Source organism: Stenotrophomonas sp. CFBP 13718, assembly GCF_014842145.1.
Lineage (GTDB): Bacteria > Pseudomonadota > Gammaproteobacteria > Xanthomonadales > Xanthomonadaceae > Stenotrophomonas.
This window is the reverse complement of record NZ_JACYVC010000002.1, coordinates 358,922-372,765: the sequence shown is the minus strand read 5'-3', so window position 1 is coordinate 372,765 and position 13,844 is coordinate 358,922. Positions and strand designations below refer to the sequence as shown.

The window sequence follows — 13,844 nt, the reverse complement described above, 5'->3', positions numbered from 1 at the left end:
TACCGTCATGACGCTGCCCGCACCTGCCGACACCCTGATGTACCGTGAAGCCGCTGAAGCGGCGGAAGTCATCGCCGCCCAGTTCGCGCGCAACCATGGCGTGATGGAGTCGCTGGCTGCCAGCCTGCGCCAGTCGCCTCCGCCATTCGTGGTGACCTGCGCGCGCGGAAGCTCGGATCATGCGGCTACCTACGGCAAGTACCTGCTGGAAACCCAGCTGGGGGTGGTGGTGGCTTCTGCCTCGCCGTCGGTCGGGTCGGTGTACGCTGCGCCGTTGCAGCTGCGCGGCGCACTGTTCATCGTGATCTCGCAGTCCGGTAAGAGTCCGGACCTGCTGCGCAACGCGGAAGCGGCCAAGGCCGCAGGCGCGCGGGTGGTGGCGCTGGTCAACGTGGAGGATTCACCGCTGGCGCAGCTGGCCGATACAGTGATCCCGCTGCATGCCGGCGCCGAGCGCAGTGTTGCGGCCACCAAGAGCTATCTGGCCTCGCTGGCCGCGCTGCTGCAGCTGGCAGCGTACTGGAAGCAGGACAGCGCGCTGCGGGCAGCACTGCAGGCATTGCCGGATGCACTGCGCAGCGCCTGGCAGGCGGACTGGAGTGCGGTGACTGATGGCCTGGTGGAAGCCAGCAATCTGTTCGTGCTGGGGCGCGGCCTGGGCCTGGGCGCGGCGCAGGAAGCGGCGTTGAAATTCAAGGAGACCTGCGGGCTGCATGCAGAGGCCTACAGCTCGGCCGAGGTCAAGCATGGCCCGATGGCGTTGGTCGGCCCTGGCTTCCCGGTGTTGGCCTTTGCCCAGCCTGACGAGACCGGCGCCGGTACGCGTGCGGTGGCCGATGAATTCGCCGCGCGTGGCGCGCAGGTCTGGTTGGCCGGTGCCGGCGGCGAGTTGCCGGTCGCGGCAGCACCGCATCCCCTGTGCGCCCCGCTGCTCACGGTGCAGAGTTTCTACCGCGCGATCAACGCACTGGCGCTGCGCCGCGGGCACAACCCGGACCTGCCGCCGCATCTGAACAAGGTCACGGAGACCGTCTGATGAAACAGGTGCTGCGCAATGCCCGCATGCTGGTGGGCGATGAGTTCCGCGATGACCTTGCCCTCGTGCTGGAAGCGGGCCGCATCACCGCCGTGTTGCCCGACGCGGCACCGTCGCTTGGCCATGCCGGCGAGCAGGTGGACCTGCAAGGGGGCTGGCTGCTGCCCGGTTTCATCGACGTGCAGGTCAACGGCGGTGGCGGCGCGTTGTTCAACAACACGCCGGACGTGGCGACACTGCGCACGATTGCCGCAGCCCACCGGCGTTTCGGCACCACCGCGATGCTGCCCACGCTGATCAGTGATGACCTGGAGGTGATGCGTGCAGCGATCGCGGCCACGCATGACGCCATTGCGCAGGCGGTGCCAGGCGTACTCGGCATCCACCTGGAAGGCCCGTACATCGCACCGGCGCGCAAGGGCACCCATGACGCCAGCAAATTCCGCGTGCCCGATGCCGATGAAATCGCCTTGGCCGCCTCGCTGGACAATGGCGTGACCCTGCTGACGCTTGCCCCGGAGAGGGTGCCGCTGGAGACCATCCGCGCGCTGGTGGAGCGCGGGGTGATCGTCGCCGCCGGGCATACCGCCGCCAGCTACGAAGAAGTGCGTGCCGGGCTGGATGCCGGCATCCGCGGCTTCACCCATCTGTACAACGCGATGTCACCGCTGCAGGGGCGCGAACCCGGTGCGGTCGGGGCGGCACTGGAAGACCGCGACAGTTGGGTCGGCATCATCGTCGACGGGGTGCACGTGCACCCGGGCAGCCTGCGTGTCGCGCTGGCTGCGAAGCCACGTGGGCGCCTGCTGCTGGTCACCGATGCCATGCCGCCGGTGGGCGCGGCCGACCCCAGCTACGTCCTGTACGGCGAAACCATCACCGCCATCGAAGGTGTCGTCCGCAATGCAGCGGGCTCGCTTGCGGGGTCTGCGCTGGACATGGCGACGGCCGTGCGCAATACGGTGCAACTGCTGGGCCAGCCATTGGCCGAAGCGGCCCGCATGGCATCCACCTATCCGGCGCAGTTCCTCAACGTGGATGATCGGATGGGGCATATCGCGGAAGGATTCCAGGCCGACCTGGTGGTGCTGGATGATGCGCTGCAGGTGCGTGGGACCTGGATCGCCGGGCAGTACGAGGCCGCATGAGCACCGGCGCGGGCCTGCGCCTTGCGTCCATCGACGCGCTGCGGGGCCTCACCGTGGCGGCGATGCTGGTGGTCAACAATCCGGGCAGCTGGGACCACGTCTATGCGCCGCTGCTGCATGCGCAGTGGGACGGGTGCACGCCCACCGATCTGATCTTCCCGTTCTTCCTTTTCCTCGTCGGCGTGTCGATGGCCTTCAGCGTGGTGCCACGTGCGGCGCTGCCGGCGGCGCGTCCCGCGTTGGTGCGTGGCGTGCTGCAACGTGCAGCGCGCATCCTGCTCGCTGGTGCCTTGCTGCATGCGCTGGCGTGGTGGCTGCTGGACCTGCCGCATTACCGCCTGTGGGGCGTGCTGCAGCGGATCGCCCTGTGCTCCGCGCTGGTGGGGGTGCTGGTGGTGTTCGCGCGGCCGACCGTGCAGTGGATCGCGCTGGTGCTGCTGCTGGCGGTGTATGCGGCGCTGCTGCTTGCCGCGGATACGCTGCAGCCCCTGCTGGATCCGGCCAGCCGACTCGATACTGCGCTGTTCGCACCATGGGTGTACCAGTGGCATCCCGACAGCGGGCGGGGCCACGATCCGGAGGGGCTGCTGAGCAGCATGGGTGCGTTGGCGACTACCTTGCTGGGCGTGATCGCCGGTGGCCTGTTGCGATCGGGTCGCCACGGTGCCTTGCTGGCAGTGGGGTTGGCCAGCGCGGCGCTGGGCGTCGCCGGAGCGGGCGCACTGCCCTTCAACAAAGCGTTGTGGACGCCGACCTACGTTCTGTGGAGCGGTGGGCTCGCGACGCTGCTGTTGCTGATCGCCCACATGCTGGTGGACCGGCGAGGCTGGCCGGCCGTGGGACGGCGGTTCGGCGTGAACGCGATCACGGTGTATCTGGGGGCATCCGTGCTGTCGGTCGTATTGGGCGCTACGGGTGCTTGGGCACGTGCATGGCAACTGATGCGTGATGCGTTGCCCACGCAGCCCGCGTTGGCCTCGCTGCTCGTCGCGTGTGGTTTCGTGGGGGCGTGGTGGGTCGTGGCGTGGTGGCTGGATCGTCGACACATCTACGTCAAGATATGAAGTGATTCACGCGTGTGCGCGGCGCGTGAGCGTTGACGGTTTTCACAGTGTCCATGCATATCAGGCCCCAGTTTAAGGTCCGTAAAGGTACTGAGCGGTCATCGACGGCTGCAGGGCCCTGACACGTAGGGTCCACGTATGTGAACTCAGATTCATCGGCACTGCCACGTTCCTCGTAGCTCGTTCATTCCCCCGTTGGAGACGTCCTATGCAACGTTCCGCGCGATCGCCCCTCTTCCTGTGCATAGCTTCTCTGCTGACACGGCGCGCGTTCGCCGGTACGGCGTTGCTGGTGGCAGCGCTTCCTGCAGGTGCCAACTGCGTGACGACGGGTACCACCACGGTCTGCGATGCCACTGTGCCGAATCCATGGACCTCGACGGTGGGCAGCGGCGATGGCGGGCCCGACGACGGCCGCACGGTGGAGGTGCAATCGGGGGCAGGCGTCGTGGTCGGCAATGCCAGCGCGGTCAGCTTCGCCGGCGTGGGTAATGTGCTGAGCAACAGCGGCTCCCTCACCGCCACCAACGCGGCGGCGATCGGGTTCAACAACAGCACCGGACGCAACCGTGTAGTCAACACCGGCACCGGTGTCATCCAGGCCGACGGCACCGCGATAGCGGCTACCGGCGGGGGCGCGCTGGACTTCATCAATGCAGGCCTGGTAACCGGCAATGTCGTGCTCGGTGCCGGCGATGACCTGCTGGATCTGTCCGGGCGCATCGACGGCAGCGTGGACCAGGGTGCGGGCAACGATACGGCGATTCTGCGTGCCGGCGGGACCCTCACCGGGGCCCTTGCACAGGGCGCCGGCAACGATCGGCTGGAGGTGCAAGGTGGCGTGGTCAATGGTGCTACTACGCAGGGCGCGGGCGAAGACACCGCAGTGCTGAGCGCGGGCACGCTGGCCTCGCTGGACCAGGGCGACGGTGTGGACAGCCTGCAGATCAGCGGTGGCAGCGTCACCGGGACGGTGCAGCAGGGCAACGGCACCGACAACTTCCTGATGACCGACGGCACCCTCGGCGCCTTGCTGCAGGGTGACAACTACGACTCCTTCCGCATGACCGGCGGCCGCATCATCGGTGCGTTCGAGGACGGCGACTACGCCGAGATGACCGGTGGGCGCATCGGACGGGTCAACATGAAGCTCGACAACAACGTCTTCGACATGTCCGGCGGCACCATCGACGGCAACCTGGTGACCGGCTTTGGACGCGACACGATCATCCTGTCCGACGGCTATATCGGCGGCAACATCAGCGTCAGTGGTGGCGATGACAGCGTGACCCTCACCGGTGGCACCGTGCGCGGCGAGATCCGCATGAGCGTGGGCAACGATACGCTGGACTGGAGCGGTGGCGGGGTGGTGCATGACCTGATCGACATGGGCGAGGGCAATGACACCGCGCGCTTGGCGAACCTCAACGAATCCCACCTCGGTGCGGTCCCGCGTCTTGAGGGCGGCGTCGGCGTGGATGCGCTGGTGATGGACAACGTCAAGAGCACCGCCGTGGCGCGCTACGCCGGTTGGGAGAGCATCGCGCTGCGCAACGACAGCCAGCTGACCTTCGATGGCACGCTGGTGCTGGGGGACATCGGCACGACAACCGGTACGCTGGATATCGATCCGACCAGTGCGTTGTTCGGTAGCGGTGCGAACGGCATTTCTGCCTTCACGGCGGGAGCACTGGCGACGGTGATCAACGCCGGACGCCTCGACATGAGCAGCAATGACGTCGCCGGTGATGTGTTCACCGTCAACGGCAATTACACCGGGAACGGCGGCGGCCTGTATCTCAATACGGTGCTGGGCGATGACAGTTCGGCCAGCGACCGCCTGGTGGTGTCCGGTGGCACCGCCAGCGGCACGACCGGCATCGGCGTATTCAATGCCGGTGGTAGTGGCGCGGCGACCGTGTCCGATGGCATCCTGCTGGTGCAGGCAAGCAATGGCGCAACGACCACGGCCGATGCCTTCGCGCTGTTCAGCCCGTTGTCTGTCGGCGCGTATGAGTACTTCCTGTTCAAGGGCGGGGTGAATGCCGGGACAGGTGAGAACTGGTACCTGCGATCCACCATCGTGGCGAGTGCAGATCCCGCACCTGCGCCGCCGCCGGTGACGCCCCCGCTGCCCGAGCCGCCGCCGCCGGAACCGATCGGTACACCGCCACCGGTGTTGCCGCCCGCACCGCCACCGCCGCCGGATGTCCCGGTGGATCCGGGCACGCCGGATCCGGATCCGGTCGCGCCGGAACCTGCGCCGCCACCGGCACCCGCAGAGCCCGAGCCGGTACCGCCTCCGGTTCTGGAGACGCCGCCGGTGGTGCCGGATGAGGTGGCCGTGGTTCCCGGTCCGCTGGCCTTGCCGCCTACGCCAGGCGCGCGCCCTTCGCAGGCTGCCGTCACGCCCATCTACAGGCTTGAGACGCCGGCCTACGCGGTGGTGCCGTCGCTGCTGCGTACGGTGTCCCAGGCCTCGCTGGGTACCTTCCACGAGCGGCAGGGTGAGCAGCGGTTGCTGGTGGGTCAGGGTGCGGCGCGTGGCGCATGGGGCCGGTTGATCGGCAGCAGCGAAGAGCAGCACTGGAACGGCGACGCGCTGACCGGCTTTGACGGTGACCTGCAGGGCCTGCAGGCGGGTATCGATCTGTATGCCAGTGGCGACGAAACCTTCCGCGGCCAGTGGGGCGTGTTCGTCGGGCGCACCCGCGCCACGGGCCGCATCACCGGACTCGCACTCGGGTGGGAGAACGTCCAGGTTGGCCAGACACGGTTGGACGACAAGCACGTTGGGCTGAGCTGGACCGGTGTGGGATCTGCCGGCGGCTATCTGGACGCGGTGGTGATGCAGAGCCGCTACCGCGGTGAGGCGTGGTCCACGCGCGGGCTGGGCATCGACGTACGCGGCGACGGCACCAGTGCCTCGCTTGAGGCCGGCAAGCCGCTGCTGCGGTTCGGTCAATCAGCCTGGTGGCTGGAGCCGCAACTGCAGGTGATCTGGCAGCGGCAATCGCTGGACGACGCAGCGGATGCGGTGGCGGCGATCGGTTTCGGTGCGGACACCGCGTGGACCGGCCGCATCGGCCTGCGTATTGCCGGCGATTACGGACTGGCGGACAACGGCTGGCAGCCGTACTTCAAGCTCAATTACTGGAAGACCCTGGACGGCGATGACCGCGTCGACTTCGGCAGCAACCGCATCGTGTCCGGGCAGCAGACCAGCGCATGGGACGTCGGTGTGGGCGTGGTCGGGCGCTTCAACCGCAACGTGAGCGCGTATGCGGTCGCGGATTACACCCGCGACCTGGAAGACCGCAACCGCGAAAGGAAGAGCGTGGAGGGCAACATCGGCCTGCGGTTTGACTGGTAGGGCGGGTTCCTGCCCACGGAATCTCCGGTAGAGCGCCTATCCGGTAGAGCCGACTTCAGTCGGCTGCGCCTGCGCGCATCGCAACAGCAGCCGACTGAAGTCGGCTCTACCAGGTCCCCGCGACCAGATCCCCGCGACCAGGTCCACACGACCTAATCCCCGCGACCAAGTCCCCACGGCCAGATCCCCACGGCCAGATCCCCACGCCCGGGGTATTGGTTGCGTTGTTCCACAGGATGACAACGTCACGGCCTGCTAAAGTTGCGGCAACGATCACGCGTGACCGCACGCAAGCAGGAGTAACCGTGGAAGCCGAAGCCCCCTTTGAACCACTGAACGAGCTGGAAGTGCGACTGCTGCAGGCCCAGGACGGAACGCTGCAGGCCCCGGAATTCCTGGACAGCCTGCTGGCGGACCAGGTCTTCGTGCTGCTGGACAAGCCGGTCGGCCCGGACGCCGACTGGGATGAGTCGATCAACCCGCTGGTGCTGACCAGTGAAGGCGATGAGCCGATGTTCGCGATCTTCTCCGCCGTCGAACGTGCCAGCGCCTGGAGTGAGCAGTTGCCGCAGTTCGAGAATGCGCTGCAGGTGGAAATGCGCTGGTTGCTGAGCGCTATCTCCGATGGCGTGGGCATCGTGCTGAACCCGGGCTACGACATCGGCATGGAGATGATCCCCGATGCGGTCACCCAGTTGAAGCAGCGCGCCGACGCGTTCACCCGCGGCGAGGCGCGCTGAGTCAGCGCCGGCGCGCCGCCGCGATCGCGGTGATGCGCGCCCTGGCAAGGGCCTGGCCGATGGCGGGGCCCTGCAGGTCGGTGGTGTCGAGGTCGCGGGCCTGCACCGACAGCGCGGCACGGTGAAGCCGCTTCAGCGTCTCCCCTTGGGGGTAATCGCTGTCCTCGAAGCCCAGTCGCCCGCGTTTGTCCGCTTCGCAGCACAGCGCGATGCGGGCGATGCGTTCGGGCCGCCGCAGCGTATCGCAGCGACCCAGCAGCTCCAGTACCGTGGCATCGCGCAGCTCGTCGATGCGGTGCACATTGAGGTGCTCGCGGCACACCGCTTCGGCCAGTTGCTGGTGCTCGGCGGGGATCTTCAGGCGTGCACACAGGGCCTTCAGCGGCTTGACGCCGCGCTGTTCGTGCATGATGTGGCGCGGCCATTCTTCCGGTGGCGTCAGGCCTTTTCCCAGGTCATGGGTCAGCGCCGCGAAACCGACCAGGTCATCGCCGGGTGCCAACCGGGCGGCCATGTCGCTGACCATTTCCTGATGCACTCCGGTGTCTACTTCAGGATGGTATTCCGCGCGCTGCGGGACACCGTACAGGGCCTCCAGCTCGGGCAGGATCGGGCCCAGCGCATGGGCATCGTGCAGGGTGCGCAGGAACGCGGAAGGGCGCTCGCACGCCAGCGCACGACGTAGTTCCTGCCATACGCGTTCCGGCACGAGGGCATCCAGTTCCCCACTGGCCGCGACCTCGCGCATCAGCGCCATGGTCTCTTCCGCCACGCTGAAGCCCAGGGGGGCGAAGCGCGCCATGAAGCGCGCGGCACGCAGCACGCGCAGCGGATCTTCGACGAAGGCCGGGCCAACGTGGCGGAGCACGCGCTGCTCGATGTCACGCACACCGCCATAGGGGTCGACCAGCGTGCCGCTGTCTTCATCGCAGGCAATTGCGTTGATGGTGAAATCGCGGCGTAGCAGGTCTTCTTCCAGCGTCACCGATGGATCGGCATCGACCACGAAGCCGCGGTAGCCGCGCCCGGATTTGCGTTCGGTGCGGGCGAGCGCGTACTCCTCCGCACTGTCAGGGTGCAGGAATACGGGGAAGTCGCGGCCCACGGCACGGTAGCCCTGGGCCTGCATGTCGGCCGGCGTGGCACCGACGACCACCCAGTCCCGGTCACCGGCGGGACGTTGCAGCAGGCGGTCGCGCACCGCGCCGCCGACGAGATAGATCTTCATGACCCCATGATACGGCGGGTTCGGCGAAGGTAGTGACGGCTGCTGGCCGTTACGCTTCCGCTGTGGGTGTTTTCCGCTGCGCTCGCCGAGCAGGGCTCGGCGCTATCGGTCATCGCGGCGTGCGGCGCGATCAATCCGCCTTGGAACCCGCTGCAGCGGTGCAGGTGAACTTCTTGCGGGTGTCCACCAGCTTGCCCATCAATCGATCACTGAGCGGCAGCGCATCGCCATTGAGACGCCAGTCGTAGATCACGCTGAAGGCCAGCACGCGGGCGACGTACTCGCGGGTTTCCTTGTAGCTGATGGTCTCGATCCACAGGTCAGGATCGAAGCCGGGCCGCTGGCCCTGCCAACGCGCGGTGGGCGTGGGGCCTGCGTTGTAGGCGGCGATCGTGACGTAGGGCAGGCCGTCGTACTTGTTCATCAGCTGGCGCAGGTACGCAGTGCCGATGGCGATGTTGGTGTCCGGGTCGTACAGGCTCGACGCGCCGCCGTAATTGGTCAGTCCGATGCTCTTGGCGACCGCTGCGCCGGTGGCGGGCAGCACCTGCATCAGGCCCATCGCATTGGCGGGAGAGCGTGCGTTCGGGCTGAAGATGCTCTCGGCGCGGATCTCGGCCGCCACCCAGGCGGGATCGATTGCGTTGCGCGATGCCTCGCGGCGGATGCTGCCATCGTGGTGCAGCGGGAAGCGCAGGTGATACAGGCGCTGCTCGTCGGGCTGCTTGCCCAGCGAGAACACGGCCCGGTCGAACCACCCGTTTTCCTGTGCCACTTCCACCGCCAGTCGGCGCTGGGTGTCATCGAACTTGGCCAGCGCGCTGTTCCATTCGGCCGTTGCCCAACTGGCGCGGTCGATGCGGTACAGCTCCATGGCCCGCACGATGGCCGGGTCGCGCGACACGGCGGCACGCGCCGAGGCACTGTCGTTGGGCTTCCAGGGGCACAGCATGTAGGGCTGCTGCAGCTTGTCGGCGGCCAGGAAGCCATGGAAGGTCGGCGAGCTGGCGGCACGCGCGAACACGGCCTTGGCCTGCGCGGCCTGTCCCGTTTTCTCCAGCATGCGTGCTTCGAAGTAGGTCCAGCGCGAGTCCGCACGCTGGGTCGGGCCCATCTTGCGGATGGCGGCCAACGTCGCCGGCCAGTCACCGCGTGACATCGCTTCACGTACGCGCCATTCGTGCAGGCGTTCGTCATAGGCCGAATCGGGCACCGCATTGAGGCGACGCGCCGAATCGGGCAGGTACGACGCCACCGTCCACAGGGCGATCTGGTACCGCACCTGCGCCTGCTGCTCCGCACTCAGCCCCAGCGCCTGCGCATACTGCGGCAACTGTTGCTCGGTGGCGTCCGGGTTGGCTTTCGCCAGCTTTTCCAGGCCATCGGTGGCGATGCGTTTGCTGCGCTCGTTGCGTGGCCAGTTCAGTGCCTTCGCATTGGGGGAATCGACGAACGCGGCGTAGTCGGTAGCCAGCGCCAGATCGGCCGCGGGCATGCCACGGGCCGCACTGCGCATCACCGCCGGCTGCTGGGCATCGGCCGCCGCATCGATCCGTTCCCAGCGCAGTGCATCGCTCAGCCCGCCCTGTGCCTGCAGCGCGGTGAACACGGCATCGCAGCCATCGGGCAGCGCCTTGCCGTTCTTGCGCCACAGTTCCTGCGCTTCACTGGTCCACTGTGCGTCGATCTTGCCGGTGGCTTGGCGGGCGCTCAGCTGCGCACAGCGCAGCCCGGTGTTCTCGGTGGGCGCCCAGTTGGCGAGCAGGGTCGCCCAGTCCTGGCGGCGCGCTACAGCGGGCAGCCATACGCCGCGGAAGGTCGTGGCCACGGCTTGGCCGTCATAGCGTTTGAGGAACGACTGCGCCTGGTCGTTGCTGACCGTTTCGATGTTGCGCCGCAGGTTCGCGTACTCCAGCCACCCATACGCCGGGTTGCGGCTGAGCGTGCCGGCTTGGGCCGCGTTGAACTGGCCGCGCTCGGCATCGGCGATGGCCGCCTTCAGTTGGGCGCGCTGGGCGTCGCTGGATTGGGCGGAAGCGCTCGGTACAACGGCACACAGCAAGGTGGCCACGGCGAGCAGGGACAGGGCAGGGCAAGGATGTCGAGTCATGGTCCCAGCATAGCGGTGGAAGGCTGAATTCAGTTTCGCACACGCTGCATGCAGGCACTTCAACGGGCGTTTGCAGCGACCGCTCATGCGCATTCGGCTTTGTGCAATCCAGGTGAAAGCGAGGCGTGGATCACTTCACCCGTTTTACAACTTGTTTACAACTAGGACGCTGTGTGATCCCAGCAGTTGATTTGCCCGCCCATCTGGAGAGAGAGAAGCGAATGAACAATCTGCATTGCCGCCCCTTGGCGGTCGCTGTATCGCTGTGCGTAGGATTGATGTCATCGGCCATGGTCATGGCACAGGAGACGCCGCGGGTCGCCACCGACCTGGATCGTGTCGAGGTCACCGGCTCGCGCATCAAGCGGGCCGAAGTGGAGGGCCACCTGCCTATCCAGACCCTCACGCGCACTGAAATCGAACGCACCGGCCTGACCTCCATCGGCGAGGTGCTGCAGCAGCTGACCGGTTCCGGGTCGGCGCTCAACGCGAAGTTCAATTCGTCCGGCAATTTCGGTTTCCCGCCGGATGGCAGCGGGGTGGGGGCGGGCTCGGCGCAGGTGGATCTGCGTCATCTGGGCGCCAAGCGCGTGCTGGTGCTGGTCGATGGCATCCGCTGGGTCAACGAATCGTCGGCCTCCGGCGTGGGGTCTGCAACCGACCTGAACACCATTCCGCTGGCCATTGTGGAACGCATCGAGGTGCTGGAAGACGGTGCCTCGTCGTTGTACGGATCCGACGCCATTGCCGGCGTGGTCAACATCATCACCCGCCGCAATTTCGATGGCGCGCAGGTGACGATGAACTACGGTGAGTACAGCAAAGGCGATGGCGCGCAGAAGGGCGTGGACCTGGCCTGGGGTACGCAGGGGGACCGCTACAGCCTGTTCCTGGGGGCCAGTTATACGAAGCAGGATCCGGTGTATGCCAATACGCGGGAGCAGTCGCGCTTGCCCAAGCCGGGCACCGGACTCTCGTTCGGGAGTGGGAGCATTCCCCAAGGGCGATTTCAGTTCGTCGATCCCAACACGGGCGCCGTGCAAGATCTGGTCCCCAACGTCGGCGCCGGTGCACCCCGCTATGACGGCAGCGCAGGGTGCAGCCGTGCAGACGACTACCATTGCTTCAGCAGTTCGGACCGTTTCAACTATGCCGAGTACAACCTGCTGTTGACCCCCTCAGAGCGAAAGGGCGTGTTCGGGCAGTTCCGGTTTGACATCAGTGACAACGTACAGTGGTACGTCAAGGCACTGGGAAATCGCCGCGAGTCCACGAACCAGGCGGCGCCCGAACCTCTGGGTCTGGGACCGAACGCAGGCACGGGAAATCCACTGGCGGACAACATCACCGTGTCGGCGCTGAATCCCTTCAACCCGTTCGGCTTCGATCTGATTTCCTCGGGAAACATGCAGTTCATCGGCCGTCGTCCGGTGGAAGGTGGCGCGCGTGTGTTCGAACAGGAGGTCAACACCCGCTACGTAGCAACGGGATTGGTTGGCGACTTCGAGGCGGCTGATCGGAGCTGGTTCTGGGACGTGAACGGCATGTACAGCAAGAACAAGGCCGAACAGACCAACTACGGTAGCTACAACATCTACAACGTAAATCTCGCGCTCGGCGATCCGGCAATCTGCGCGGCGACTCCGGGTTGCGTACCACTGGATATTTTCAGTGGTGAAGGTAGCATTACCCCGGCCATGCTGCAGTGGATCCAGCCGGTGGTGCGTGACCGCAGCCAGAATGAGCTGAGCCTGTTTACCGCCAACCTGTCCAGCGAGCTCTTCACCTTGCCTGCCGGTCCGGTGGCCTTCGCGACAGGCTACGAGTACCGCAAGTACGAGGGCTCCTACCAGCCTGACCCGCTGACCGTGATCGGCCATTACAACGGTGTTCCGTCTCTGCCGACATCCGGTTCCTACGACGTCAACGAAGCCTACCTCGAGCTGAGCATCCCGATCTTCGCCAAGAGCGCGCTGGGTGAGAAGCTGGATCTGAGCCTGGCCGGACGTTACTCGGACTACTCCACCTTCGGCGGCGAGTTCACGCCGAAATACGGCCTGCGCTGGCAGGTGACCGATGACTTCGTGCTGCGCACCAGTTATGCCGAAGGTTTCCGTGCACCGTCCATCGGCGAGCTGTACGGTTCGGCGGCACGCGGCGATCTGGAAATCTTCGATCCGTGCTCCATCGGGCTGGGCGGCGATGCACCGCGCGGTAATGCTGCCAACTGCGCGGCGTTGGGCGTGCCGACCGGCTTCCAGTCGGCGAACTCGCAGATTTCGGTCACCACCGGCGGCAACCTTGAGCTGGATCCGGAGCACTCGCGCAGCTTCAGCGCCGGCTTCGTGTGGAGCCCTTGGTTCGCTAACAACACCGAGTGGTCGGAGCGCTTTGATGTGGAGGTGACATTCTATCGCCACACGATCGAAGGCGCGATTCAAGCCATCAACGCGCAGACCCAGCTGGACCTGTGCGTGGATTCGCTGGACCCGCTGTACTGCAGTGGCATCACCCGTGCCAATACCGGTGCGATCAGCAGCTTCAACAACCGGCTGACCAACCTCGGTTCGATCAAGACCGATGGCTGGGATGTGGACCTGTTCTACACCCTGCCGCAGACCGACATGGGGCAGTTCAAGCTGGGCTGGCAGAACACTTTCGTCGGACGCTACGAGGCACTCGGTGCAGCCGGGCAGCGGCAGCCGCAGGAACCGGGCGTGGAAGTCGCCGATAGTTCAATCCCGGAATGGACCAGCAACGCCAGCGTGTCGTGGGCGCTGGACAACTGGAACGCTTCATGGACGGTGCGCCATATCAGCAAGCTGACCGAACAGTGTGGCGATGCCGTGGCGTTCCCCATCTGCGGCAACCAGGCCGAGGGCACGAATGAGCTGTCGGCGACCACCTTCCATGACATGCAGGTGGGTTACAAGGTCGACTGGATGAAGGGCCTGCAGCTGAGCCTGGGGTTGAACAACGTGTTCGACAAGGATCCACCGATCTGCCTGTCGTGCTCGTTGAACGGTTATGACGCGTCCACGTATGACATCCCGCGTGGCCGCTTCTGGTATGCGAGGGCGGATCTGCGGTTCTGAACGACCGACGAGTCGGGCGGGGAGAGCACAGCCTCCCCGCCCGCTTGCTG

8 protein-coding genes are annotated in these 13,844 nt (G+C 66.2%); 6 read left to right on the top strand and 2 right to left on the bottom strand.

The window, feature by feature from the left end:
• Positions 1–7: 7 nt before the first annotated feature.
• From IFT58_RS05150 to IFT58_RS05130, 5 genes are all read left to right on the top strand, one after another.
• On the top strand, positions 8–1,036 hold the full coding sequence (locus IFT58_RS05150) for an SIS domain-containing protein (RefSeq protein ID WP_192081263.1): 1,029 nt from the start codon (positions 8–10) through the stop codon (positions 1,034–1,036).
• Entirely contained in the window at positions 1,036–2,184 is a 1,149-nt protein-coding gene (gene nagA / locus IFT58_RS05145; RefSeq protein ID WP_192081264.1) for an N-acetylglucosamine-6-phosphate deacetylase, read from the top strand. The genes IFT58_RS05150 and nagA overlap by 1 nt, the downstream gene beginning before the upstream one ends.
• Complete coding sequence (locus IFT58_RS05140) at positions 2,181–3,248, top strand: heparan-alpha-glucosaminide N-acetyltransferase domain-containing protein (protein ID WP_192081265.1); 1,068 nt, start codon at positions 2,181–2,183, stop codon at positions 3,246–3,248. The genes nagA and IFT58_RS05140 overlap by 4 nt, the downstream gene beginning before the upstream one ends.
• Before the next feature lie 322 nt (positions 3,249–3,570).
• Positions 3,571–6,621 carry an autotransporter outer membrane beta-barrel domain-containing protein gene (locus tag IFT58_RS05135; protein WP_342029534.1) on the top strand — a complete coding sequence of 1,017 codons (3,051 nt, stop codon included), beginning with the start codon at positions 3,571–3,573 and terminating at the stop codon, positions 6,619–6,621.
• A gap of 305 nt (positions 6,622–6,926) precedes the next feature.
• A complete protein-coding gene (locus tag IFT58_RS05130) occupies positions 6,927–7,361 on the top strand; it encodes an SseB family protein (RefSeq protein WP_188326181.1) in 435 nt (144 codons plus the stop codon).
• A 1-nt stretch (position 7,362) separates the two neighbouring features.
• On the opposite strand, the gene IFT58_RS05125 is transcribed toward IFT58_RS05130, so the two are convergent.
• A complete protein-coding gene (locus IFT58_RS05125) occupies positions 7,363–8,589 on the bottom strand; it encodes a multifunctional CCA addition/repair protein (protein ID WP_192094087.1) in 1,227 nt (408 codons plus the stop codon).
• A 130-nt stretch (positions 8,590–8,719) separates the two neighbouring features.
• Positions 8,720–10,699 (bottom strand): transglycosylase SLT domain-containing protein, encoded by a 1,980-nt coding sequence (locus IFT58_RS05120; protein ID WP_192094086.1) that lies wholly within the window; start codon positions 10,697–10,699, stop codon positions 8,720–8,722.
• A 221-nt stretch (positions 10,700–10,920) separates the two neighbouring features.
• On the opposite strand from IFT58_RS05120, the gene IFT58_RS05115 reads away from it, so the two are divergent.
• A complete protein-coding gene (locus tag IFT58_RS05115) occupies positions 10,921–13,794 on the top strand; it encodes a TonB-dependent receptor (protein ID WP_192094085.1) in 2,874 nt (957 codons plus the stop codon).
• Positions 13,795–13,844 lie beyond the last annotated feature (50 nt).

What these genes read in the sequence shown, in the direction of transcription:
- IFT58_RS05150 (WP_192081263.1), top strand. Translation starts at nt 8, where the DNA reads ATGACGCTGCCCGCACCTGCCGACACCCTGATGTACCGTGAAGCCGCT.
- nagA (WP_192081264.1), top strand. Translation starts at nt 1,036, where the DNA reads ATGAAACAGGTGCTGCGCAATGCCCGCATGCTGGTGGGCGATGAGTTC.
- IFT58_RS05125 (WP_192094087.1), bottom strand. Translation starts at nt 8,589, where the DNA reads ATGAAGATCTATCTCGTCGGCGGCGCGGTGCGCGACCGCCTGCTGCAA.
- IFT58_RS05120 (WP_192094086.1), bottom strand. Translation starts at nt 10,699, where the DNA reads ATGACTCGACATCCTTGCCCTGCCCTGTCCCTGCTCGCCGTGGCCACC.
- IFT58_RS05140 (WP_192081265.1), top strand. Translation starts at nt 2,181, where the DNA reads ATGAGCACCGGCGCGGGCCTGCGCCTTGCGTCCATCGACGCGCTGCGG.
- IFT58_RS05115 (WP_192094085.1), top strand. Translation starts at nt 10,921, where the DNA reads ATGAACAATCTGCATTGCCGCCCCTTGGCGGTCGCTGTATCGCTGTGC.